The sequence below is a fragment of the Vescimonas fastidiosa genome, from assembly GCF_018326305.1.
GTDB classification, from domain to species: Bacteria; Bacillota; Clostridia; order Oscillospirales; family Oscillospiraceae; genus Vescimonas; species Vescimonas fastidiosa.
The window spans coordinates 1,000,825-1,024,783 of the sequence record NZ_AP023415.1 but is presented as its reverse complement, the minus strand read 5'-3'; the positions used below and the strand labels follow the sequence as shown (position 1 = coordinate 1,024,783).

The window sequence follows — 23,959 nt, the reverse complement described above, 5'->3', positions numbered from 1 at the left end:
CGAGACACTTTGTCCCAAAGCAAGGAGGTGGTATAGCTGGTTGACGAAGATATTTCCCGGCGTACAATCGCAATTTCCATGAAAGCCAGTAAGCTGACGGCCCGGAGCCTTGCCTATGCGCTCCGGGCCGTTGGCCGTAAGGTTGCCAAGGCCCGCCGGGAGGCCCAAACGCCCCACGGCAAACAGAGCGTGAAAAAGCTCATGGCCCACGGCGCGGCCACCAGCAGTATCGAGGTGGACGCGCCCAAGGTATTTGACCGGGTAGCCCGGAAGTGGAATGTGGACTATGCCTTTTACAAAACCGGGCCGGACAAATATCTGCTTTTCTTCAAGACAGGACAGGCCGACGCGATGACGGCCTGTTTTTCTGAATACTCCCGAAAGGTGCTGGATAAATCCAAGTCCCGGCGCGTCCCCATCCGGGAACAGCTCAAACGGGCGGCGGATCAGCTTGCCAAGGACAAGCCCCGCCAGAAGGAGCGCGTAAAGGAGGCGACCCATGCGGACAGATAAGATCAGAAAATATGTACTCCCCAATATCCCGTATCTGTTCATCGGCTGGGCCTGCTTGAAAATGGGTACGGCCTACCGTCTGGCCGCTGGTGCGAACTTCGAGGAAAAACTGCTGGGGCTCATGCAGACCATCGGCGTGGCTTTTGCGAATTTCTCGCCGGGGCTTGATCCCTTTGACTGGCTCATTGGCTTTGTGGGTGCGGTGGCTTTTCGCCTGCTGATCTACTTCAAGAGCAAGAACGCCAAGAAATATCGCCGGGATGAGGAATACGGCAGCTCCCGTTGGGGCGGGCCTAAAGACATCCAGCCTTTTGTCGATCCAAAGTTTGAGAACAATGTCATTCTCACCGGGACGGAGCTTCTCACCATGAACACCCGCCCGAAGATCCCGGCCAATGCCCGCAACCTCAACGCCTGTATCATCGGATCGTCCGGCTCGGGCAAAACCCGGTTCTGGCTCACGCCCCAGCTTCTTCAAGCCCATTCCTCGTATGTGGTGGTCGATCCAAAAGGCGGCGTCCTCGGGCAGGTGGGCTATTTCCTGCAAAAAAAGCGTGGATATAAAATCAAGGTTTTTAATAGCATTGATTTTTCCAAGTCCATGCACTATAACCCGCTGGCGTACATCAAGAACGAGGCCGACATCCTAAAGTTTGTCAATGCGCTGATCTCCAACACCAAGGGAGAGGGCAAGGAGGGCGATCCGTTTTGGACGAAGGCCGAGACACTTTTGTATTGTGCGCTTATCGCCTATATCATCTTTGAGGGCCCCGCCGAGGATCGAAACATGAACACGCTGGTGGACATGATTTCCGGGATGGAGGTCAAGGAGGATGACGAGGACTTTATGAACGCCGTGGACTATATGTTTGCGGGGCTGGAAAAGCGCAAGCCCGATTGCTTCGCCGTGAAGCAGTACAAAAAGTACAAGTTAAGCAGCGGCAAGACGGCAAAATCGATCCTTATTTCCTGCGGCGCTCGTTTGGCTCCCTTTGACATTCCCCAGCTCCGGGAAATTATGTCCTATGACGAGCTGGAGCTTGACCGCATGGGCGATAGGAAAACAGCTACTTTCTTTGTCATCTCTGACACGGACAGCACCTACAATTTTTTGGTGGCTCTGGCCTTTTCGCAAATGTTCAATCTGCTCTGTGAGCGGGCGGACAATGTGCATGGGGGCCGCCTGCCCCATCATGTGCGGGTGCTTTGGGACGAGGCGGCTAACACGGGACAGGTGCCGGGGCTGGAAAAGCTCTGCGCCGTTATCCGCTCCCGTGAGGTCAGTCTGTGTCTGCTGTACCAGCAGTTGGCCCAATGCAAGGCCATTTACGATAAAAACGCTGAGACAATCCTCGGCAACATGGACAGCGTGATTTTTCTCGGTGGCCGTGAGTCCAGTACCATCAAGGAAATATCCGAGAACTGGCTGGGCAAGGCCACCATCTCCATGCAGACCGAGGGCCGCTCCCGTGGGCAGTCTGAAAGCTACAACCAGAACACCCAGCGGCTGGGCCGGGAACTGATGACCCCCAGCGAACTGGCGACCATGCCCGGAGACAAGTGCATTTTGCAGCTCCGGGGCCTGCCGCCGTTCTTCTCTAAAAAGTACGATTTGAAGCAGCACCCCAATTACCGATACACGGCAGAGGCCGATAAAACCAAAAACGCCTTTGACCTCGACAAGCTCATAAACCGCCGCAGGCGGCCCGGGCTGAATGAGGTTTGCGAGGTGTACGAGGCGGCGGTGCCCGAAGATGCGCTCACAGCCGAGGACGAGGACATCCTGAGCTATGACGACATCGACGATCCCGACGCTTTTATATAATTCACTTCGAGACAAAGTGTCCCGAAGCAGTCACTTGCCGCCCACACCGGGCGGCTTTTTTCATGGCCGGGGCTATGACCCCGGAGAAATGGAGGAATATATGCAGTTTTTCGCTTCCGCTATCACTACTTTGCAGACCCTTGTTGTTGCTCTCGGCGCTGGCCTTGGCGTGTGGGGCGTGGTCAATCTGCTGGAAGGTTATGGTTCCGACAACCCCGGCGCGAAAAGCCAGGGCATGAAGCAGCTCATGGCTGGCGGCGGTATCATCGTGATTGGCACCACTCTGATCCCCCTGCTGTCTGGCCTGTTTTAAGGTAACGGCTTATGGGTATTCTCACCGAATGGATCACGGAATGGCTGAAAGAGCTTCTGATCGAGGGAATCATGGGAAACCTCACGGGGCTTTTTGACACGGTGAATACCCGAGTCGGAGAAATCGCGGTACAGGTGGGAACACCCCCGGCGGCGTGGAACGCCGGGGTTTTCTCCCTCATACGGCAAATATCCGAAACGGTGATTTTACCGATTGCCGGACTGATCCTAACCTTTGTTGCAACCTATGAACTGATCCAGATGCTCATAGACAGGAACAATCTGCATGACATCGACACATGGATATTCTTCAAGTGGATATTCAAAACGGCGGCGGCCATCCTCATTCTCTCCAACACATTCAATATTGTAAACGCGGTGTTCGATGTGTCGCAGAGCGTGATCGCCCGATCCTCTGGCATTATTCAAGGTTCCACCAACATCACGCCGGGGATGCTGGATACGCTGGAGGCCACCTTGGAAACGATGGGCCTTGGGGAGCTGCTGGGGCTGTTTATGCAGTCCATGCTGATTGGCTTTACCATGACTGCGCTGAACATCATTATTTTCGTTCTTGTCTATGGCCGTATGCTGGAAATCTATATGCTGACCAGTTTGGCCCCCATCCCCGTGGCGACCCTCTCTAACCGGGAAGTCGGACAGATGGGCCAGAACTATCTAAAATCCCTGTTCGCCGTCGGTTTCCAAGGCTTGCTCATTCTGCTGTGCGTTGGCATCTACGGCGTGTTGGTGCAGGGTATCTCCACCAGCGGCGACCCCATCGGGGCCATTTGGGGCTGTGTGGGGTACACGGTTTTGCTCTGCTTCATGCTGTTCAAAACCGGGTCTATCAGCAAAAGTATCTTTGGCGCACATTGAGAAAGGGGCGTGATTATGGCCGATACTTCCACTTTGGGACAGAGTGTCCCGAAGCTGACCGAGGGCCTGTTTCTCATGGACGGGATCAAGGGGCTGTTGTCCTTGCCCCGTCATTCGGTGGATATGCTTTTGACCGATCCGCCCTACGGCACCACCCGGAACTATTGGGATGTGCCCTTGCCGCTGGATGCGCTGTGGGAGGCGGTGCGCTGGGCAGTCAAGCCCGACGGTGCGGCCCTGTTCTTCGCTCAATGCCCCTATGACAAGGTGCTGGGGGCATCCAACCTTGCCATGCTCCGCTATGAGTGGATATGGTATAAGGAACGCGGGACGGGCTTTCTCAATGCCAACCGCGCCCCGCTGAAAAAGTCGGAGAACATTCTGGTGTTCTACCAGAAGTCCCCGGCCTACTTCCCGCAGTTTACTTATGGAGAGCCGTACAGCAAGGTACACGCCCGCAAGGGATCGAGTCCCAACTACGGCAAGTTTGAACGCCAGGGCTCGGCATCCAATGACGGGCGGCGCTATCCGGGAAATGTGCTGTTTGTGCAGACGGTGGCGCACCCTACCCACCCCACGCAAAAGCCCGTGGAGCTGTGCGAGTACCTTATCAAGACCTACACCCGCCCCGGCGAGGTGGTGGCCGATCTCTGTGCTGGCTCCGGGACCACCGCCGTGGCCGCCCTCAACACGGGCCGCCGTTTCGTCTGCTTTGAAAGCGCCCCGGCCATCTATGGCCCCGCCGTCCAGCGCATTGAACAGGCGCGACTGGCCGTGGAGCGCGGTGAGAAAGGAGAATGACTATCGGTAAATATCCTATCATTTACGCCGATCCCCCTTGGCGGTACGCCCAAAAGGGCTTGCAAGGGGCGGCAGAGAACCATTACCCCACCATGAGTATCAATGAATTGTGCGCGCTGCCTGTGGCCGAGCTTGCGGCCCCGGACTGCGCGCTTTTTTTGTGGGCGACTTTTCCCCAGCTCCCGGAGGCCCTGCGGCTCATAGAGGCGTGGGGCTTTACCTATAAAAGCGTGGCCTTTGTCTGGCTGAAAAAGAACAAAAAAGTGGATAGCTGGTTTTACGGGCTGGGCTTTTGGACGCGGGGCAACGCTGAAATCTGTCTGCTGGCTACACGGGGCCACCCCAAGCGGCAGGCGGCCAATGTCCATCAGTTTATCATTTCTCCCATTGAAGCCCACAGCAAAAAGCCCGACGAGGCCCGTGACAAGATCGTGGCCCTCATGGGTGATCTGCCCCGTGTGGAGCTGTTCGCAAGGCAGACCCCGCCCGGCTGGGATGTGTGGGGAAACGAGGTGGAGCCCACGATCCCGGACTTTGGGACAAAGTGTCCCGAAGTGAAAAACGGCAGAAAGGAGGCCAATCATGCCGTATGTGAATGTACCTAACGACCTATCCAAAATCAAAACCAAAATCGCCTTTAACCTCACCAAGCGCCAACTCGTCTGCTTTGGCGGCGCGGCGTTGGTGGGCATCCCGGCCTATCTGTTTTCCCGGAGCTCCTTTGGCAGCACCGGGGCCATGTTCGTCATGCTGGTGGTGATGCTCCCGGCGTTCATGCTGGCGATGTATGAGCGGGATGGCCTGCCCTTTGAAAAGGTGGTGCGGAACATCATTCGGGCCAAGTTCACCCGGCCCGGCATCAGACCGTACAAAACGCAGAATATCTATGCTCCGTTTGCGGGAAAGGAGGAGCCTATTGCAGACAAAAAGCAAACCCAAAAAGCGCGGCACCGCAAGGGCCGCTAAAGGCCGGGCCGGACTTTCGGCCCAGCAGACCATTCCCTATATCGCCATGCACCCGGACGGCGTGTGCCAGCTCCCCGGCGGCGTTTACACGAAAACCGTGGAATACGAGGATATCAACTATTCCGTAGCGTCCACCGAGGATCAGACGGCCATCTTTGGCGGCTGGAGCTCATTCCTCAATTACTTCGACAGCTCCCTGCCGTTCCAGCTTTCCTTTATCAACCGCCGCTCCCGTGACCGCAGCCGCTACAAGGTGAATATCCCGCCCGCTGAGGACGAGTTCAACAGCGTCCGGGAGGAGTACACCTCCATGCTGAAAAACCAGATTGCCAAAAGCAACAACGGCATTGAGCGCACAAAATATATCACCTTTGGACTGCCCGCCGAGGGCGTGGCCGAGGCCCGGCCCCGTCTGGAGCGTGTGGAGGCCGATGTGATGGGCAACTTCCATCGGCTGGGCGTTCAGTCGGAGCCGCTGGACGGGCGGGATCGTCTGGCCCTGCTCCATAGCCAGATGCACCCCGGCAACCGGGAGCCGTTCCGCTTTTCGTGGAGTGACATTCCCAAACACGGCCTTGGCACCAAGGACTACATCGCCCCGGATAGCTTTGACTTCCGGGACAGCCACACTTTCCGGGTGGGCCGGTATTGGGGCGCGGCGTCCTATTTGCAGATTTTGGCGTCGGAGCTCTCTGACAAGCTCCTTGCCGAGATTTTGGAATTGGACGCGGAGCTGACCGTTACCATGCACATTCAGACGGTGGATCAGCTCAAGGCCATTAAGACCATCAAGGGAAAAATCTCCGACATTGGCCGCATGAAGGCCGAGGAACAGAAAAAGGCTGTCCGGGCAGGGTACGATATGGAGATTTTGCCGCCCGACCTCATCACTTTCAGCAAGGACGCGGCGGAGCTTCTGGCCGATCTCCAGTCCCGCAACGAGCGAATGTTCCTGTTGACCTTTACGGTGGTGAACATGGCCCCCAACCGCCAGCGGCTTGAAAACGATGTGTTTACCGTGGGCGGCATCGCGCAGAAGTACAACTGCGCCTTAAAGCGTCTGGACTGGCAACAGGAGCAGGCGTTTGTTTCCGCGCTGACCCTCGGCTATAACGAGCTGGAGATCCAGCGGGGCATGACCACCAGCTCCACGGCGATTTTTATTCCCTTTATGACCCGTGAGCTCCGCATGGGCGGGCAGGCCCTCTACTACGGCATGAACGCCCTTTCCCACAATGTCATCATGGCTGACCGCAAAAAGCTGAAGTCGGCCAACGGAATGTACCTCGGCTCAACAGGTAGTGGTAAGAGCTTCGCGGCCAAGCGTGAACTGCTCAATGTATTTCTCGCCACCAATGACCGCATTGTGATTGTTGACCCAATGGGTGAATATGTCCCGCTGGCCCGAAGGCTGGGAGCCCAGGTGATTGAGATTGCCCCGGACAGCCCCAACCACCTAAACCCGATGGACATCCAACTGAATATGAATGGCGGCGAAAGCCCTCTATCCATGAAGGCGGATTTCCTCTTGTCCCTGTGTGAGCTAATTTTGGGCGGCAAGGAGGGCTTACAGCCCATCGAGCGAACGGTCATTGACCGTTGTGTGCGGCAGGTCTACCGGGAGATGGCGCTGGGACTGGAAAATGCAAAAACGCCCCTGCTTCAAGATTTGTATGAGGAGCTTCTGAAACAGCCCGAGCCCGAGGCAAAGCGGGTGGCAACGGCGCTGGAACTCTACTGCACAGGCTCCCTTAACCTGTTCAACCACCACACCAATGTGCAGACCTCAAACCGGGTGGTGTGCATCGTGCTGAAGGGCATGGGTGAAAACCTCCGCAAGATCGCCATGCACATTACCAATGAGTTTGTCACCCAGGCAGTAGATGAAAACTACCGGGCGGGGGTGGCGACTTGGTGCTACTTCGACGAGTTCCATGTTCTGCTCCGTGACCAGTTGACCGCCAGCTACTTTGTGGCCGTCTGGAAAATGCTCCGTAAAAAGGGCTGTGTGCCGTCGGCCTTGACGCAAAATGTGAAGGACTTGCTGGCCAGCGCGGAGATCTCAAACATTCTGGACAACACCGATTTCATGGTGCTGCTATCACAGGCCCAGAGTGACCGGGCGATTTTGGCAAAACAGCTCGGCATTTCGGAGCACCAGCTTTCCTACATCACCCACTCCAATTCGGGCGAGGGCCTGTTGTTTTATGGAAATGTGACCATCCCGTTTATTGACCGTTTCCCGCGTGGTGAGATTTACGATCTGCTGACGACCCGCCCGGAGGATATGGCCCATGAGCGAAAAGGCGAGTAACGGCACTTCGGGACAAAGTGTCCCGAAGTCCCCTAAATCCAAATTCCGACACAAGAGCCGGCAGGAACAGGCGGCGGAGTCCAAGCTCCGTATGGAAAAGCGGGGCGAAAAGCTGGACAAGGCCAAGGAGAAGCTGGCAAAGCAAAAGCCGCCCAAGCGCCCCGGCCCGGTGAAACGGGCGGGCCGGGCGGCTGGCGGCAGCGTTCACGCATTTGTCCACGGCAAAATCTACGAGGTGGAGCATGAAAATGTGGGCACCGAGGGCGCTCACCGCTCCGAGCTGGTGGGCGAGTCTGTTCTGCGGCATGGTACGCGCCATGTAAAAAAGGCCATCCGGGAACACCCGGCAAAAGCAGTCCGCAAGGCCGAGGCCAGGCATATCAAGGCCACGGCGGATTATCAGTTTCGGGCGGCGGCTCTGGAGCATCCCGAGCTGGACAAGGGGGCCTTTTCCCGGTATCTGCAAAAGCGGCGCATCCAAAAGCAGTATGCGAAACAGGCGCGGGAGGCCGCAAAGCAAGGGGCAAAGGCCGCTGAGAAAACGGCTGTCACCACGGAAAAGCTGGCAGCCCGGACGCTGGCCTTTGTCAAACGGCATCCCGTGGGCGTAATTATTGCGCTGGCCTGCTGTCTGCTGATCTTCTCTCTCCAGTCCTGCGTTTCTTCTATGGCGTCGGTTGGCAACGGTCTTGTGGGGGCGGTGGCGGCCAGCACCTATGTATCCGAGGATGCCGATATTTTGGGAGCCGAAGCTGCCTACTGTGCCTTGGAGGACGAGCTGCGGGAGTATCTTGCCAGCTACGAAAGAACCCACGGCTATGACGAATACCACTTTGACCTCGACGAGATCGAGCATGATCCCTATGTGCTGATTTCCATGCTTTCCGCTCTCCACGAAGGGGCGTGGACGGTGGATGAGGTACAAGGTACGCTCCAATCCCTTTTTGAAAAGCAATACATTCTGACCGAGGAAGTGGTGGTGGAGGAACGCTATTACTACGAAACGGACACATGGACGGATGACGAGGGCAATACCCATACGGACAGATACCGGGTGTACTACGATTACTACATCAGCTATGTCACGCTGGAAAATTTCAACCTGTCCCATGTTCCGATCTATACCATGTCCGAGGAACAGCTTTCCCGGTATGCCCTCTATATGGCTACGCTGGGCAACCGCCCCGATCTGTTCCCGGAGTCCGGCTATGTGCCCAAGTACACCAACCCGCCCCCGGAGCATGACATCCCGGAGGAATATCTGGCCGATGAAACCTTTGCGGCTATTCTGGCGGAGGCGGAAAAATATGTGGGCTTCCCCTATGTGTGGGGCGGCTCCAATCCCAGCACTTCCTTTGATTGCAGCGGCTTCGTGTCCTATGTCTATAATCAATGCGGCTGGGACTTCGGGCGGCTGGGAGCCCAAGGGCTCTACAACATTTCCACCCGGACAAATAACCCCAAGCCCGGCGATCTGGTTTTCTTCACGGGAACCTATGACACCCCGGGCGTTTCCCATTGCGGCATTTATGTGGGGGATGGCTGGATGCTCCATTGCGGCGACCCCATCAGTTACGCCAATCTGAACAGCAGCTATTGGCAGTCCCACCTATATGCCTACGGCAAACTTTATTGACAAGGAGGATTTTTGAATATGGCAATCAGCAAAAGCGCAAAAATCGAGGCTGAGATCGAAAAGGTCAAGGCCAAGATTGCGGAACAGCAGGCCCGTCTGAAGGAGCTGGAACAGAAAAAGCACGAGGCGGAAAACAGCGAGATCGTGGACATCGTGCGGGGCATGAGTATTTCTCTCACCGATCTGCCCCTGCTGCTCCAGTCCATCCAGAACGGCGGCAAGGCTGCTTTGGGACAGAGTGTCCCGAAGTCTGAGGACAAGGAGGAGACTGTATGAAAAGAGGATTTAGGATGCTGATGGCGGCGCTCTGCTCCGTCGTTTTTTTATGCGGTTTTTCTGTTACGGCCTATGCCGGGGGCGGCGACGAGTACATGGACTATGAGACTGAGCCCGTGGTGGAAACCGAGCCCGCAACGGAGCCCGAACCCGCGCCCACCATTGAACCCGGCGCGGGCTTTGCAGAGGAGGGCAACCTAGTGACCCGCGATCTGCTTTATGACAAGAACACCAACAAGCAGTTTATTTCTGTCCAGACCAGCGGCGGCAACACTTTCTATATCGTCATCGACTACGACAAGCCCACCGACGAGGACGGCGATCAGTACGAAACCTACTTTTTCAGCATTGTGGACGAGGCTGATCTGCTGGCTGCTATGGAGTCCGCTGGCGTTGAACTGCCCGCCTGCGCCTGTAAGGAGAAATGCGTGGTGGGTGCGATCAACACCGATTGCCCGGTCTGCTCCGTCAATATGGGCGAGTGTGCGGGCGTGACCCCGGAGCCCGATCCTGAACCTACCACGGAACCCGAACCCGAGGAGGCCGCGAAAAAGAACGGGGCCGGGCCGCTGATCCTTGTGCTTGCCATCTTCGCCGTTGGCGGCGGGGCCGGGTGGTATTTCAAGATTTACCGCCCCAAGCACCAGCAGGCCGCTGCGCCCGAGGATGACTACGAGGAAGAAATGGACGCTTACAACGATTTTGAGGATGACGGCCCTCCGTGGGACGAGGACGATCCCGAACCCGGAGAGGAGGACGAAGCATGAACTTTACGAAAAGCCCCTATGAGGCCATGATGAAAAAGCCGTCCCACATTCAGACCCCGCCCCCGTCCAAGGCACCCAAGGGCTCCCGCTGTCACGGCTGTCCCTACTGGCGGGGCATCGCCTGTATGTCCTGCTACCGGGATTTGCTCAAACCCTCGGCTGGCGGGAGGTGATGCTGTGGCCCGTGAGCTGACCCGAGAGGAAAAGGGAAAAATCCGTGCGCTGGTGACAAAGTGGTGCGCCAACTACGACCGGGAATACGGTTGCTTACCGCTGGATTGCGAGTGTTATATGCTGGGGAAATGCTGGACGGGTGCCTATTGTCGTTACTTCCGGGATGCCGTCCTGCCCCTTGATCCTGTGCTGGAGGCGGGGCTGACCGCCGAGGGCCCCGCCCCGGAAACCCGGCTCTGCCCGGTCTGCGGCAGCGTCTTTCTCCCGGACGGCAGGACGCGCTACTGCTCCCCGGCCTGTGCCAAGAAAGCCCACCGTCGCCAGCAGCGGGATCACATGAAGAAAAAACGGGGCTGGTCTGTTGACAATTAGGCCCGAAAAAAGCCCGGTATCTCAAGGCTTTTGGGGGCCGCTTTAGGGGTGGGCCGTATGTTTTTACTGCCCGCCCCTGTTTGGCCCCGATGCTGTCAACATTTTTACGCTGTACTTTGGGACACTTTGTCCCGAAGTAGGGCTATTTTTGAAAGGAGGAACCATGCCGAAATATTATGAAATCAGCGAGGTGGCGGCAAAGCGGGCAAAGGATATGAACAGCTTTTCCGACTACAAGCCCGGCTCGGCTACCAGCGCCTACCGCCAGATGGTGGATGAGGCGTATGCCATAGCGGAACGCCAGAAGGCCCGTGTCGATCCCATGTACCATGACAAGATCGACGCGCTGGTTGACCGCTACGCCAAAAAACTGGCCGCAAACCTTAACGAGTCCCATGTCATTGATGGCCGTGTACCGTCTATTCTGATCGCCGGGGGCGGCAATTTCCCGGTACGCAAAAAGGAAAAGCAGAACGCCGCCCGTGACCGCAATATGGGCGAGTACATGGAAATTGAAAAGTTGCTGGATAAGATCAGGTCTGTGGGTACAGGCGGGATCAGCGCCGATGATGACCTTGCCGTGGAAAAGCTGGAAAAGAAGCTGACGGGGCTGGAGAAACTACAAGCCACCATGAAAAGCGTCAATGCCTATTACCGCAAGCACAAGACCTTGGAGGGCTGTCCCGGCCTGTCCGACGAGGATATTGGCAGGCTGCAATCCTCTATGGCGAATGACTGGCGCAAAGACCCGGTGCCTTACCCCTCTTTTCTGCTGACAAACAACAACGCCAATATTCGCCGGGTACGCCAGCGCATTGACGATCTGAAAAACCGCAGCGAGTTTGTGGGCTGGACTTTCCCCGGCGGCGAGGCCAAGATCAACGAGGCCGAGAACCGTCTGCAACTGCTTTTCGATGAAAAGCCCCCGGAGGATCAGCGACGGGTGCTAAAGTCCGAGGGCTTCAAGTGGGCTCCCAGCCAGGGCGCGTGGCAGCGGCAGCTCAACCAGAACGCGATCCGGGCGGCGGCCCGTCTGGACTTCCTGCGTCCCGAGGACGGCCAAAGCCCTTACCAGCTCCAGTCCTTTGCCCGGAAAACGGAAAAGGATATGTCACGATAAGGAGGTACAATGGACAAAAATCAAGGCTATGCCATTCTGAAGGCTGTCATGTTGGAAAACGGCAGGGGCTTTGCGCTGGGTGAAAATCCCACCGCTCCGTCCCCCTATGTCACATGGGCCTGTTACGATGACAAAAACGGCCAGCGTCAATATGAGTGGGGGCACTACGGGAACGATCTGACCGCTATGGAAAAGGACTTTGCAGACCGGGTGCAGGACTACCAGCGGCTTTTCAAGGTCAAGATCGTGCAGATCGAGGCCCCCGGCCTTTACAAGTATTATTCCACCCAGCGGCCTGTGGACATCGGCACATTCCCGAAGCCGCCCCATAACGCCCCGGATGAGATCGTCAACTACGATCAGCGCATCCCTGTGGAGGGCGGCGCGTTTGTGGCGTGGGGCCATCTGACCTACACCAAACCGCTGACGGAAAAGCAGGTGTCCGACTATGAGCTCCGTTCCGCCCCCGATATTTCCGAGCTGCGGCGGGAAAGCTGCGGCAGGCCCCGGCCGATTGCCCAGCAGATGAAGGAGGCCGTTGCTCTGACCGAGGCCAACCGGGGCGATCCTGGCCCCAAGAAAAAAGCCCCCGACCGGGGCGACCGATAGGAGGATCAAAATGGAAGAAAGATATAATCCCATGAAAAGTGCGGAGATCGCCGCCGAGCATAACTACAACATGATCGACGGTGTTCTGAACAACCAGCTCCCGGATCTGCTCCCGGAACAGGAAAAGGAACTGGATAAGGTGAAAGAGCCGCCCAACAAGCGCCGCAGCCGGGAGCGCGAGGAGCGATGACAAAAAAGCGCGTCCGCAGTATGCCGATTTATGTATGGGTGCGCCCCGACGAGATGAAGGCTATTCAAGGGCGCATGGCCGAGGCCGGGATCAGCAATCTAAGCGCCTATGTCCGCAAGATGGCCCTCAATGGGTATGTGCTCCATGTTGACCTCTCAGACATCCGGGAACTGGTGTCCTTACAGCGCCGGTGTGCGAATAACCTCAATCAAGTGGCGATCCAAGTCAACACCTACGGGGGCATCTATCCCGAGGAGATTGCCCAGCTTCAGAAGGACTATGCGGCCCTGTGGGAGCCGCTCTCCGATCTGCTCAAAAAACTCTCTGCTGTGACGGCGCTCTGAATGTCCGGGGGATGGCCTCGTGCCGTCCCCCGGTTTTCTCGACTTCGGGACAAAGTGTTCCGAGGTGGGGAAAGCCAAAGGCATCCTTGTTGTCCCACCCGGACGGAGGTATAATTATCATGTAGGAAAAAACTTTCAATTTTCAAGGAGGTATCAAGTTATGCGGATCATTCTGAAAATCGTCGCCGCCCCTTTCATGCTGGCGCTCACACTCATCGTAGCGGTATTGAGTTTTAGTGTTTCTGTTGCGTCTTGGGTAGCTGGCATCCTGTCCCTTGTTTTCGCAGTAGGCGGGTTGTTTGAGCTGTTCATTCAGAGTCATACCCCGTGGGGGATCACCTGGCTGGTGATGGCTTTTCTCCTTTCTCCCTTTGGCCTGCCAGCCGTAGCCGAGTGGCTGATCTGCAAGCTGGACGGGCTCAACTACTCTTTGAAATGCTTTATCACGGACTGATTACTTTGGGACACTTTGTCCCGAAGCAGCGAGGCGGCGGCTATGCGTAGCCGCCGCTTTTCTCTTGGAAAGGGGGAATATCCACGGCCACGACCTACCTAAAGGCTCACCACATCAGCAAGGGGGAAACCATCGCCCAATCGCTGAAAGACCGTTTTGAATATGGGCAGAACCCGGACAAGACCGAGGGCGGGGAGCTGATCTCCTGCTATGAGTGCGACCACATGACCGCCGATGCGGAGTTCCTGCTCTCCAAGGCAAAATACAAAGCCATCACAGGCCGGGAACAGCGGCGGGATGCGGATGTGCTGTGCTATCAGATCCGCCAGTCGTTCAAGCCCGGAGAGATTACCCCCGAGGAGGCAAACCGCGTCGGCTACGAAACGGCCATGCGCTGGACAAAGGGCAAACACGCCTTTTTCGTTGCCACCCACACAGACCGTCACCACATTCACAACCACATTTATTACAATTCAACCGCGCTGGACTGCGCCCACAAATACCGGGATTTTTTCAGATCGGCCAGCGCCCTGCGGCGGCTCTCTGACCGGGTATGCCTTGAAAATGATCTGTCCGTGATTACCAACCCAAAGCTGCACAGCAAGGGGCGTTTCCTCCACTACGGCCAATGGATCGGTGAGCGTCCCCCGTCTGCACAGCAGAGGCTTCGCCTTGCCATCGGGGACGCGCTGGCAAAAAAGCCCGCCGACTTCGAGGCGTTCCTACGGCTTATGGAGGGAGCCGGGTATGCCGTGAAGCGTGGGCGGGGCGGCGTGATCTCGTTCCTTGTACCGGGGCAGAAGAAACCCACCCGGCTCCGGGCATCCACCTTGGGGGACGGCTATGATCCCGAGGACATCCGGGCGGTGGTTGCCGGGGAGCGGCCTGCCCCGGAGATCCCGGACGAGGTCCCGCCGCCTCAACGGATCAATCTCATAATCGACATTCAAGAGCGGTTGAGCCAGGGCAAGGGTCCGGCCTATGAACGGTGGGCCAAGGTCTACAACCTCAAACAGATGGCTGCTGCTCTGCAATACCTCCGGGATCATGAGCTGGGCGACTATGACGCGCTGGCCGCCCAAACCTCCGGGGCCGTGGATCGCTTTCATGCGCTGGCTGGGGAGCTGCGGGACACCGAGGCGGCCCTTGCCAAAGCCTCCGAGCTCATGGCGGCTACGGTGGAGCATGCCAAGACCCGCCCCGTGTTCGACGGCTACAAGGCGGCGCGGTACAGCAAGAAATATCTTGCCGAGCATGAAGCCGAGCTTGCCAGCTACCGGGCAGCCAAGGCTGCTATGAATGATATACTGGCCGGGGCCAAGCTCCCCAAAATGGACGCGCTCAAAAAGTCCCGCCGTGAGCTGGCCGACAAGAAAAAGACCCTTTATGCGGAATATCGCAAGGCCCAGCAGGATATGCGGGAGGCCGTAGCGATCAAGGCCAACATCGATCATCTGCTCGGCGTAACCGGCGGGCGGGAAAATAAGGCACAGGAGCGATAGCGACAGGCCGCAGACAAAAGGCACTATGCGCCGCCACTTCGGGACACTTTGTCCCGAAGTCTGCCGGGTTTGGGGAGGCTCCCCAACAAGCATTTTTGCGGGCCCCTCGGGGCGCAAAAATAGCGAGTGTCTATACACTCGCCCTGCTTGCCGTTCCGTGCAGCCCCGAAAATGGCGCAAAAAAACGGAGTCCGCGTTTTCACACTTCCCCCGTTTCTTTGGCGTCTTTGATTGCCCGGATTATAGTTTCTACCAGCCGCAAGTCCTTTTCGTCCATAGAACTGAGCATCACATCAATGCGGCTTTTGCACCCGCTGGCGGCTCCCTTGTCTGGATAAAAGAACTGATCCACCGATATATCGAACCTTGTCACCAACTGATAGAAGATGTTCAGGCTGGGATGTTGGCCGTCGTTTTCGTGGTACATGACGGTACGGGGATCGCGGTCAATGATAAAGGCCAGTTGTTCCTGTGTCATCCCGCTGGCTTCTCTTTTGCGCTTAATCTCGCGCCCTATATCGTGGAAATCAAATTTGCGCTCATCGCGTTCAAATCGCATAGACATCACCCAATGTAATTTTACATTTCAGGTGTTAGTATTTGAACGATTTATGTTTTCATACTACTACATATTTAATTTCATCATATTTCGATGAATTTCAAAATAGCAGTTGACATGAGACTTGATTTGAGTATAATGGAATTTAGATAAACATCAAAATAGAGGCAGGTGAATTAGCGTTGGGACTACATGATACATTGAAAGCTCTTTCCGATCCTGTTCGTCGAGATATTTTGGAACTACTAAAGAGCGGGCGCCTTTCGGCTGGTGATATTGGGAAGCACTTTGATTTGTCAGCGGCTACCATTTCTCATCACTTGAACCAATTAAAAAAGGCTGGTCTTGTGCTTGAGACAAAATATAAGAACTTCATATTTTATGAACTCAATGTAACCGTCTTTGAAGATGTTTTAATTTGGGTTTCCCAATTTACAGGAGGTAAGGACAATGAAAATTAGTAAACGCATGGTATTGTCATCAATCGTGTGTGTGTTGCCGTTGGTAGTATCAGCGCTATTGTATAGACAATTACCCAATCAAATGCCTATTCATTGGAACAGCGTTGGGGAGGCGAATGGATTTATTGGAAAAAATATCGGAGCATGGGGCATCCCCCTTTTTATGCTTGCCATTCACTTGGTTGTTGCCATTAAAACCGAAAATGACAAATCCAAACAACACCTTTCGGTTATTACAAAGGGGCTTTGTTTTTGGGCCGTTCCGTTGGCTTCGGTCATCTTTGTTCCTCTTTCTCTTTTTAAGGCGGCGGGATATGGACTGAATATTACCAAAATTGTCTTGGCTATTGTCGGGGTACTCTTTATTGTTGCAGGTAATTATCTTCCCAAAAACCAGCCAAACAGTATTGCTGGATATAAATTACCGTGGACAAAAAGCAACCCCGATAACTGGAATAAAACTCATAGATTTGCAGGTGCAATTTGGGTTATTTGTGGGTTTGTATATATAATTATTTCTTTTATACCACTTGATAACGGACTTGCAGGTTTAACCATTCTGGCTACAATAATTGCTTTGCTGGCACCTATCATTTATTCGTATATTGGGGAAAAAGTTGATAGCCAGAATAAAAGCGCATAAAGAGGGGCTTTTAGATGATTGGCATAATATGCGCGTGGTTCAATATCGTAATTTGTGTTGGAGTGCCAACTGCTGTTTTTGCATTTCTTCTAAAAAAATCGAAGCAAAGTCTTAAAATTTTTTTAGTCGGCGGGTGTACTTACTTGATCTCGCAGGTATGCATTAGGCAACCAGTTCTCTCGATTTTGGAAAGTATAGATGCCTACAAGATTTTTGAGATTTCAAACCCGGTTGGATATATGCTTTTCATTTCTATTACCGCAGCACTTATAGAAGAATTTGGTAGGTACATAGCATTTCATTTTGTTACCAGAGATTGCACCGTTAATAATATTCCATTATATTACGGCTTTGGTCATGGTGGAATAGAGGCTTTATCAGTTGGAATAAACAATATCTTTCTTATCCTTTTTTCCTCTGATTATCTTGCCAGCACAGGAGCGAGCGTTGCATTAGCGGGGGTAGAGCGTATCTCTACTCAAATTGCTCAAATTGCATTCTCGTTTATTGTTTTTTACGCTTTTCATAAAAAGAAATATCGGTATTTGATGTTGGCGATTGTTCTTCATACCGTATACGATTTCTCTGTGATACTGCTTAACTATGGGCTCTCTCCATCTGTACTTGAAATGTTACTTTTTGTTGCCTCGATTGTGCTATTACTGTTCACTATGAAATATAAAAAAGGAGTGTTTCAAAATGAAGAAAATTGTTAAAGTCCTATTCTGCCTTGTAGCCATTGTTGCACTTGCGTCTTGCGGGAGCAATAAATTGCCAGAGTGGGCCGACACAGAAGTACTAACAGAAAATGCCCGCGTGCTAATTGATGCCTTGAATGATTTTGATTATGAGGGCGTTGCGAAAATTTACAATAACCCCGCCGTGGATGCGTCGACTTTTGAGGCAAGCGGAAAGACCGTAGAAAGCCTTGGCGCATTTGAGGATTATGGTGATGTTTCATTTGCTTCGGGGAAAACGGATGATGGGAAAGAATTTGTCCGTGTTATCCAGATTGCAAACTATGAAAGCGGTAAATTAACTTATACGGTGAGTTTCTTTGAAGATGGAGCTGTGGCAGGTTTCTTCGTCAAGCAATAAATTCCGCATCAATATTTACGGGAGTCTAATAGCATGAATGAAAATGAATGGGTACGATGCCCGATTTGTGGGAATAAAACCCGAGATCGAATTAGGGTAGATACCATCTTAGTAAATTACCCTTTATATTGCCCGAAGTGTAAGCAAGAAACATTGATAAGCGTAAGACAACTTAAAACAACAGTTATCAAAGAGCCAGACGCACAGACGCAGAGCCGATAACCCGTAGCTGTAAGCACGGATTATCGGCTCTTTCTTTTGTTACAGCATAAACACCCAATCACAAAACCGTTGCTACACAACGATCTTGCGTTTGCGATGTTGCGGCGGTTTGAAACATTATATTTCAAGCCGCCGTTTTCCGCTTTGAAAATTGGAATACGGGGGGCGTGTTAAAGTCGCCCTTTTTTGAGGACACGGCGGTATCCGGGAGGTATCGCCGTGTCCATTTTACTATTCCATAGCCTGCATGATCTCCACCAGCTAAAAAAAGCTCAGTCCCACCTCCGGGCAAGTCTGACCATAAACATGAAATATTTAAGTCTATAAATAGAAATACAATTTCGTGCGTCTGCATGGCTTTGCGCTGTGCAGGCGCTTTTCTTTTCCAATTTGCCAGCTTCGAGACACTTTGTCCCGAGGTTGGTAGGGGCGACCCCGGCTGTCGATCCCCGCCGCCCCTCCGTCCAGATCGCCACTCACCAAAATCTGAACGGAGGAAAATATAATGACTACCATCAATTTGAAAGACTATTACCCTTGGTACTTAACCAACGAATATATCGAGGTTCCCGATGAAGTGGCCGCCGAGCTCCGGGCTGGCAAGCTGGCCGAGGCCGCTCACGCCGAGCGCGTCCGCTACAACAAGGCGTACTATTCCCTCGACTGCGATGACGGGATCGAATACTCCGCCTGTGTGCATGAGCCGTCCCCGCAGGAGCTGCTGGAGCGCATGGATCGCTTCTGCCACCTCTGGAACGCCATCAACTCCCTGCCGGAGATTCAGGGCCGCCGGGTGGATGCCCACCTCATTCTCGGCAAGAGCTATCGGGAGATTGCTCGGGACGAGGGCGTGGACAAAAGCGCTGTCCGCAGTTCCGTCCTGTGCGGGATCGAGGCCATGAAAAAATATTTGAGAAAAAATCTCTAATCAGCATCTCCATTTACCCCCTTTTTTCTGGTGGTATATGAGAGGAGGTTTCTTCTCCACAATGGAATAACGGGCGGCCCCGAGCATAGCGCGGGGAGCCGAGCGGCGGGTGCGCTGTGACTTCCTCCACGGGAACGAGCGAACAACACCAGCGCCGCAAATGGGCCGGGCCAGTCCACGGCCATGATCCGCAGTTGGACAGGCTGGCCGCCTGTTCCTCCGGGCCGCAGTTATCCGTTGTGCGGGAGCGTCGCGCCGAATATCGCTGTCTTATGGCAGGGCAAGAAAATGAGCGCGGCGCTCCCAATTCTATAAAACAGCTTCGAGACAGAGTGTCCCGAGGTGGAGAAAGACGAAGGGCCAGCACTTCCGGGTGCTGGCCCTTCCTGTTTTCCCATGCAACAGGAAACCGCAATTTTCAAAATCACATTTTAAGGAGGGTGCTATATGAAAGTAACTGCCGCGCAACTCGAATCGATGCGCCGCATTGATATTGCCGCCGTAGACAAAGACACACTTGTGGATGTTAGTGGAATGACTTTTGATAACACTCTCCCGAAGGAGCAGCGGGCGGCGAATATGCTGGCCATAATGAAAAATCCCTATTGTTTCCGTTACGGAGACATGGTGATTAAGCTGGAATTTGCCGATGATGGGCCGCCGCTTCAAGAGCTTTTGACCTCTTATTTTCTCCGCATGAAAGCTGGACTGTGATTTTACACAGTCCGGTTTTTGCTTCGAGACAAAGTGTCCCGAGGCTGGGGCTGTCAAAAGCATCCTTGTTGTCCCGCCCGGACAGAGGTATAATATAGGTGTAATGTGATAGGGAAGGAGGACAAATGGCACGAACCAAAAACCGGGGGAACAACACCGCCAATTCCCCTACTTCTTATAAATCGATGCGCTGGCGGCTGGGTAAATATATCCGCCTTTCCAAAGAGGACTTGCTCCGTGGACGGGACGAAAGCAACAGCGTAGTCAACCAGCGGCTTCTGCTGGAACAGTATCACCAAACCCACATGGACGAGTTCTATGAGGGGGACGAAAACGATGTGTATGTTGACGACGGCAAGACCGGGACGGACACAGACCGCGAGGATTTTCAAAGATTGCTGGCCGATATTTACAGCGGGAAAATCAACTGCGTAATTGTCAAAGACCTTTCCCGGCTTTCCCGTAACTATACCGACGCAGGAAATCTGATAGAAAACCTGTTTGTGCGGCTCAACATTCGCTTTATCAGTCTGGCCGAGGGCGTGGACAGCTACCGCAACCCGGATAGTGTTTCCAATATCATTGTGCCGATCACCAATGTTATGAACGATCAATACTGCTATCAGACCTCAAAGAAGATCCGACAGGTATTTGATATGAAACGGCGCAACGGTGAGTTTATCGGCTCCTATGCTCCCTATGGCTACATCAAAGACCCGCAGGACAAACACGCTTTACTGGTAGACCCGGAGGCCGCTGAAATTGTAAAACGCATCTTTTCCATGTTCCTGTCGGGAAAGAACAAGCGAGGCATCACCCTCTACCTCAACGACCACGGCGTTCCTTGTCCCACCGTTTATAAGCAAAGCCAAGGCTTGAAATACAATGCCCCCAATGCCCAGGGAAATCCTATGTGGAGCACAATCACCATTGACACGATTTTGAAAAACCGTGTTTATGTGGGGGATATGGTGCAAGGCCGCCAGCGGGTGAAAAGCTACAAAATCCATATTCAAGAGCGTGTGCCAGAGGAAGAATGGTTTATCGTGGAAAACACCCACGAGGCCATTATAGACCGGGAAACCTTTGACAAAGTGCAGGGGCTGCTGAAGCGGGACACCCGTACAGCACCCAAGCAGAAACAACTCTATCTGTTCAGCGGCTTTCTGAAATGTGCTGACTGCGGCAGGGCTATGTCCCGGATCGCTTCAAAAGGCACTTATGTCTATTATCAATGTGGGACTTACAAGAGCCTTTCAAAAACCGCTTGCACGATGCACTCCATAAAAAATACCCGTCTGGAGGTTGGCGTGTTGTTCGCCATCCAACAGCAGGTACATTTGGCAGTCACCTATTCGGAGCTTGTTTCCCGTATCAATGCCGCTCCCTTGAAAAAGAGCAAGTCTTGCCGTCTGGAAGATATGATAGCAATTAAGGAAAAAGAGCTGTCCAAAATCATGCGCTACAAACAGGCTCTCTATCAAGACTGGAAAGACGGCGAGATTACTCATACCGATTACCGGCACATGAGCGAGGACTACGAACAGCAGGCCGAGTCCATCAATGCCGTTCTCCGCACCCTGCGGGCAGAACGGGATCAGCTTGAAAATGGTATGGACGCGGAAAGTCCGTTTCTGACGGCGTTCCTTAAATATCAGAACATCGAAAAGCTGACACGCGACATACTCATTGAACTTGTAGACCATATCAAGGTTTACGAAGGCGGAAACATCAGCGTAAAATTCAAATATGCCGATGAGTTTCGCCGTATGGCTGAGTATATCGAGCTCAATTCCCAACTGGCTGTGGGCTGATGCCCACAGCAGAACAACGGTTTGTGAGTTTTCCTAATAAATATGGCCCATACGAAAAGTTACATAAAGTGTGGTGGGGAAGGCGACCGCAGGGTCCGCTCCTACGGATAAAATTTGGCGTGTGTTTTGTGTTTCTTTGCTATTTTCCCGCTTTTGGACTGCTTTTATTGGAGTAAGCGGAGCATATCCTCCGGGATGGGCGCGGTGACATCCAGCTCTTGGCCGGTGATTGGGTGGCGCAGGTGAACGGCATAGGAATGCAGGGCCGGGCGGGGAAGAAGCGCTTTATCCTCGGTGCCGTAGAGCCAGTCTCCGACTAAGGGATGGCCAACGGCAGACATATGAAGGCGGAGCTGGTGGGTGCGGCCTGTTTGGGGCACCAGGCGCAGGAGGGAGAGACCGTTTTGGGTCTCCAAAACTTCGTAATCCGTGTGGGCCGGGGCGCCTTGGGGATCGATGCGGCGCTGCAGGAGGGAATCGGCTTGGCGGCCGATGGGCAGGTCGATAGAGCCTGCGGCAGGGGCGGGGGTACCCAGGCAGATGCCTCGGTACTCCCGATAAAAATCGCCGGAGTGGAGCAGAGCCATGCAGCGGGCATGGATATACCCGGTTTTGGCCACCACCATGACCCCGGTGGTGCCTCGGTCCAGGCGGTTCACCCCGTGGTATTGATCGCTGTGGAGATAGTGGGCTACGGCACCGGCCACGGTGACCGGCTCCCGGGTCAGAGCGGCGCAGTGGACGGTGATGCCGGCAGGTTTATTGAGAATCAGCAGGTCCTCGTCCTCCCACAGAATGGACAGGGGGAAATCCACCGGATGGAGATTTGGGTTGTGACAGGGTGGGTCGGACACATCTACCGTCAGCCGGTCGCCGGCGCGGCAACGAGCGGACACCGTGACAGGGTGGCCATTACAGGTGATGCCGCCTTCGCGCCATTTTACAGACTTGAGCAGGGTGGAGGATAGGGCGAAATGCCGCTGCAGCAGGTGCTTGACCGGGAGGCCATCCTCCTGGGGGGTGACAATGTGGGTGAGCAAACGCATGATTTTTATGCCTCCGGGGTGGATTTTTTCGGCGGAATATGATACCATGAAAACAACAAGTAAGAGAAGGAGCTGTTTTTATGGCATCTAAGGTATACTGGGCGGATCTTCGGGCGGATTTCCGGGAAAATCTGCAGCAGAAGCTGACACGCCTGATGAAAACCGCAGGTATGGGCGAAATTGACTTCGACAAAAAATATGTAGCCATCAAAATGCATTTCGGGGAGCCGGGTAACCTGGCCTTCCTTCGGCCGAACTGGGCGAAAACCGTGGCGGATTTCGTGAAGGAGCGGGGCGGTAAGCCCTTCCTCACCGACTGCAACACCCTTTATGTCGGCGGGCGCAAAAACGGGCTGGACCATCTGGACACAGCCATGCTCAACGGCTTTAACCCCATGACCACCGGGTGCCAGGTCATCATTGCCGACGGCATCAAGGGCAACGACGAGGTGGAGGTGCCGGTGGCGGGCGGCGAATATGTGCGCAATGCCAAGATCGGCCGGGCGATAATGGACGCGGATGTGTTCATCTCCCTGAACCATTTCAAGGGCCATGAATCTGCGGGCTTCGGCGGCGCCCTGAAGAACATTGGCATGGGCTGCGGCAGCCGCGCGGGTAAAATGGAGCAGCACAACGCCGGAAAGCCCCATGTGGAGCAGAAGCGCTGTGTGGGATGCAAGGTTTGCACCAAGATCTGCGCCCACAGCGCCATCACCGTGGAGGACCGTAAGGCATCCATCGACCACAGTAAGTGCGTGGGCTGCGGACGGTGCATCGCTGTGTGCGCCCGCAACGCCATCACCATTAACTTTGACGAGTCCCACACCAACCTGAGCCGAAAAATGGCGGAGTACGCCAAGGCAGTGGTGGATGGGCGGCCCTGCTTCCATATTTCCCTGGTTATTGACGTATCCCCTAATTGTGACTGCCACACGGAAAACGACGCGGCTATCGTGCCCAATGTGGGGATGTTCGCCTCCTTTGATCCGGTGGCCCTGGACATGGCCTGCGTGGACGCGGTAAACGCCCAGCCTCCGCTGCGGGACACGGCCGCCGATGCGGGTGACTGCCACGATCACGACTATTTCCACCGTATCCACCCGGATACCGACTGGATGAGCTGCCTGGAGCACGCCGAGAAGCTGGGGCTGGGCACCCGGGAATATGAGCTGGTGAAGATCTGAGGGGGATACCGGCTTTTTCGGAGCTAAAATACGGATCGCTGCGCATAGATTTGCTGCCCTATGGGCGGAATCTGTGCGCAGCCTTTTACAGCGGGAGGCGCGGGGAAATATAGGCTGGCAAGTATTTAACAAATGTGAATAAACTGAAAAGAATTTCCCATTCGACACAATTATCTTGAATAAAAATTACACCTATGGTAGAATTAGTTAACATAAGTTTTTAATTGGTTTGAGAG

30 protein-coding genes are annotated in these 23,959 nt (G+C 54.3%); 28 read left to right on the top strand and 2 right to left on the bottom strand.

Annotation, left to right across the window (positions count from 1 at the left end):
* The first annotated feature begins 78 nt into the window (after positions 1-78).
* From KI236_RS05050 to KI236_RS04960, 19 genes are all read left to right on the top strand, one after another.
* Positions 79-513 carry a PcfB family protein gene (locus tag KI236_RS05050; protein ID WP_212819823.1) on the top strand — a complete coding sequence of 145 codons (435 nt, stop codon included), beginning with the start codon at positions 79-81 and terminating at the stop codon, positions 511-513.
* Positions 500-2,338 (top strand): VirD4-like conjugal transfer protein, CD1115 family, encoded by a 1,839-nt coding sequence (locus tag KI236_RS05045; protein WP_212819821.1) that lies wholly within the window; start codon positions 500-502, stop codon positions 2,336-2,338. Before KI236_RS05050 ends, KI236_RS05045 begins: the two co-directional genes overlap by 14 nt.
* 100 nt (positions 2,339-2,438) lie before the next feature.
* Complete coding sequence (locus tag KI236_RS05040; protein WP_212820662.1) at positions 2,439-2,651, top strand: Maff2 family mobile element protein; 213 nt, start codon at positions 2,439-2,441, stop codon at positions 2,649-2,651.
* Positions 2,652-2,662: 11 nt separating this feature from the next.
* Positions 2,663-3,529, top strand: a complete 867-nt coding sequence (locus tag KI236_RS05035) for a VirB6/TrbL-like conjugal transfer protein, CD1112 family (RefSeq protein ID WP_212819819.1) — start codon at positions 2,663-2,665, stop codon at positions 3,527-3,529.
* A gap of 15 nt (positions 3,530-3,544) precedes the next feature.
* Positions 3,545-4,330, top strand: a complete 786-nt coding sequence (locus tag KI236_RS05030) for a DNA-methyltransferase (RefSeq protein ID WP_212819817.1) — start codon at positions 3,545-3,547, stop codon at positions 4,328-4,330.
* Positions 4,327-4,935, top strand: a complete 609-nt coding sequence (locus tag KI236_RS05025) for an MT-A70 family methyltransferase (RefSeq protein WP_212819815.1) — start codon at positions 4,327-4,329, stop codon at positions 4,933-4,935. Before KI236_RS05030 ends, KI236_RS05025 begins: the two co-directional genes overlap by 4 nt.
* Complete coding sequence (locus tag KI236_RS05020; RefSeq protein ID WP_186918169.1) at positions 4,913-5,296, top strand: PrgI family protein; 384 nt, start codon at positions 4,913-4,915, stop codon at positions 5,294-5,296. The genes KI236_RS05025 and KI236_RS05020 overlap by 23 nt, the downstream gene beginning before the upstream one ends.
* On the top strand, positions 5,217-7,610 hold the full coding sequence (locus KI236_RS05015) for a VirB4-like conjugal transfer ATPase, CD1110 family (protein ID WP_408059044.1): 2,394 nt from the start codon (positions 5,217-5,219) through the stop codon (positions 7,608-7,610). The genes KI236_RS05020 and KI236_RS05015 overlap by 80 nt, the downstream gene beginning before the upstream one ends.
* A complete protein-coding gene (locus KI236_RS05010; protein WP_186918170.1) occupies positions 7,591-9,246 on the top strand; it encodes a CD1108 family mobile element protein in 1,656 nt (551 codons plus the stop codon). The genes KI236_RS05015 and KI236_RS05010 overlap by 20 nt, the downstream gene beginning before the upstream one ends.
* 18 nt (positions 9,247-9,264) lie before the next feature.
* Entirely contained in the window at positions 9,265-9,522 is a 258-nt protein-coding gene (locus KI236_RS05005; protein ID WP_186918171.1) for a DUF4315 family protein, read from the top strand.
* Positions 9,519-10,289, top strand: coding sequence for a DUF4366 domain-containing protein (locus KI236_RS05000; protein WP_186918172.1), 771 nt, complete (start codon positions 9,519-9,521; stop codon positions 10,287-10,289). The genes KI236_RS05005 and KI236_RS05000 overlap by 4 nt, the downstream gene beginning before the upstream one ends.
* Positions 10,286-10,462 (top strand): hypothetical protein, encoded by a 177-nt coding sequence (locus KI236_RS04995; protein WP_186918173.1) that lies wholly within the window; start codon positions 10,286-10,288, stop codon positions 10,460-10,462. Before KI236_RS05000 ends, KI236_RS04995 begins: the two co-directional genes overlap by 4 nt.
* Before the next feature lie 4 nt (positions 10,463-10,466).
* Positions 10,467-10,835 (top strand): cysteine-rich VLP domain-containing protein, encoded by a 369-nt coding sequence (locus tag KI236_RS04990; RefSeq protein WP_186918174.1) that lies wholly within the window; start codon positions 10,467-10,469, stop codon positions 10,833-10,835.
* A gap of 163 nt (positions 10,836-10,998) precedes the next feature.
* Complete coding sequence (locus tag KI236_RS04985; protein ID WP_186918175.1) at positions 10,999-11,955, top strand: hypothetical protein; 957 nt, start codon at positions 10,999-11,001, stop codon at positions 11,953-11,955.
* 9 nt (positions 11,956-11,964) lie between these two features.
* Positions 11,965-12,564, top strand: coding sequence for a defense against restriction DarA-related protein (locus KI236_RS04980; protein ID WP_212819813.1), 600 nt, complete (start codon positions 11,965-11,967; stop codon positions 12,562-12,564).
* Between the two features lie 10 nt (positions 12,565-12,574).
* The gene (locus KI236_RS04975) at positions 12,575-12,754 is read left to right on the top strand and encodes a DUF4316 domain-containing protein (RefSeq protein ID WP_186918177.1); all 180 of its coding nucleotides are present in this window, start codon (positions 12,575-12,577) and stop codon (positions 12,752-12,754) included.
* Positions 12,751-13,098: a plasmid mobilization protein gene (locus KI236_RS04970; protein ID WP_186918178.1), complete on the top strand. Its 348-nt coding sequence runs from the start codon at positions 12,751-12,753 to the stop codon at positions 13,096-13,098. The genes KI236_RS04975 and KI236_RS04970 overlap by 4 nt, the downstream gene beginning before the upstream one ends.
* Positions 13,099-13,258: 160 nt before the next feature.
* Positions 13,259-13,552 (top strand): CD1845 family protein, encoded by a 294-nt coding sequence (locus KI236_RS04965; RefSeq protein ID WP_186918179.1) that lies wholly within the window; start codon positions 13,259-13,261, stop codon positions 13,550-13,552.
* A 143-nt stretch (positions 13,553-13,695) separates the two neighbouring features.
* Positions 13,696-15,054 carry a relaxase/mobilization nuclease domain-containing protein gene (locus tag KI236_RS04960; protein WP_212820660.1) on the top strand — a complete coding sequence of 453 codons (1,359 nt, stop codon included), beginning with the start codon at positions 13,696-13,698 and terminating at the stop codon, positions 15,052-15,054.
* A gap of 199 nt (positions 15,055-15,253) precedes the next feature.
* On the opposite strand, the gene KI236_RS04955 is transcribed toward KI236_RS04960, so the two are convergent.
* Positions 15,254-15,613 (bottom strand): helix-turn-helix transcriptional regulator, encoded by a 360-nt coding sequence (locus KI236_RS04955; RefSeq protein WP_178870382.1) that lies wholly within the window; start codon positions 15,611-15,613, stop codon positions 15,254-15,256.
* 182 nt (positions 15,614-15,795) lie between these two features.
* Here KI236_RS04955 and KI236_RS04950 point away from each other — a divergent pair, with 182 nt between their 5' ends.
* The 8 genes from KI236_RS04950 to KI236_RS04915 all read left to right on the top strand — a co-directional run bounded on the left by KI236_RS04950 (position 15,796) and on the right by KI236_RS04915 (position 21,493).
* The gene (locus KI236_RS04950; RefSeq protein ID WP_212819811.1) at positions 15,796-16,074 is read left to right on the top strand and encodes an autorepressor SdpR family transcription factor; all 279 of its coding nucleotides are present in this window, start codon (positions 15,796-15,798) and stop codon (positions 16,072-16,074) included.
* Positions 16,064-16,717: an SdpI family protein gene (locus KI236_RS04945; RefSeq protein ID WP_186918181.1), complete on the top strand. Its 654-nt coding sequence runs from the start codon at positions 16,064-16,066 to the stop codon at positions 16,715-16,717. The genes KI236_RS04950 and KI236_RS04945 overlap by 11 nt, the downstream gene beginning before the upstream one ends.
* A 14-nt stretch (positions 16,718-16,731) precedes the next feature.
* Positions 16,732-17,433, top strand: coding sequence for a YhfC family glutamic-type intramembrane protease (locus tag KI236_RS04940; protein ID WP_186918182.1), 702 nt, complete (start codon positions 16,732-16,734; stop codon positions 17,431-17,433).
* Entirely contained in the window at positions 17,417-17,815 is a 399-nt protein-coding gene (locus KI236_RS04935) for a DUF3887 domain-containing protein (RefSeq protein ID WP_186918183.1), read from the top strand. The genes KI236_RS04940 and KI236_RS04935 overlap by 17 nt, the downstream gene beginning before the upstream one ends.
* Before the next feature lie 33 nt (positions 17,816-17,848).
* On the top strand, positions 17,849-18,037 hold the full coding sequence (locus tag KI236_RS04930) for a cysteine-rich KTR domain-containing protein (RefSeq protein ID WP_178870371.1): 189 nt from the start codon (positions 17,849-17,851) through the stop codon (positions 18,035-18,037).
* Between the two features lie 505 nt (positions 18,038-18,542).
* Positions 18,543-18,965, top strand: coding sequence for an RNA polymerase sigma factor (locus KI236_RS04925; protein WP_186918184.1), 423 nt, complete (start codon positions 18,543-18,545; stop codon positions 18,963-18,965).
* Positions 18,966-19,412: 447 nt separating this feature from the next.
* Entirely contained in the window at positions 19,413-19,679 is a 267-nt protein-coding gene (locus KI236_RS04920; RefSeq protein WP_186918185.1) for a DUF6870 family protein, read from the top strand.
* Between the two features lie 125 nt (positions 19,680-19,804).
* Positions 19,805-21,493 (top strand): recombinase family protein, encoded by a 1,689-nt coding sequence (locus KI236_RS04915; RefSeq protein WP_186918186.1) that lies wholly within the window; start codon positions 19,805-19,807, stop codon positions 21,491-21,493.
* 164 nt (positions 21,494-21,657) lie between these two features.
* Here the strand turns inward: KI236_RS04915 and KI236_RS04910 are convergent, their stop codons facing one another.
* Positions 21,658-22,539: an RluA family pseudouridine synthase gene (locus KI236_RS04910; protein ID WP_212819808.1), complete on the bottom strand. Its 882-nt coding sequence runs from the start codon at positions 22,537-22,539 to the stop codon at positions 21,658-21,660.
* Between the two features lie 80 nt (positions 22,540-22,619).
* On the opposite strand from KI236_RS04910, the gene KI236_RS04905 reads away from it, so the two are divergent.
* A complete protein-coding gene (locus KI236_RS04905) occupies positions 22,620-23,723 on the top strand; it encodes a DUF362 domain-containing protein (RefSeq protein WP_212819806.1) in 1,104 nt (367 codons plus the stop codon).
* Positions 23,724-23,959 lie beyond the last annotated feature (236 nt).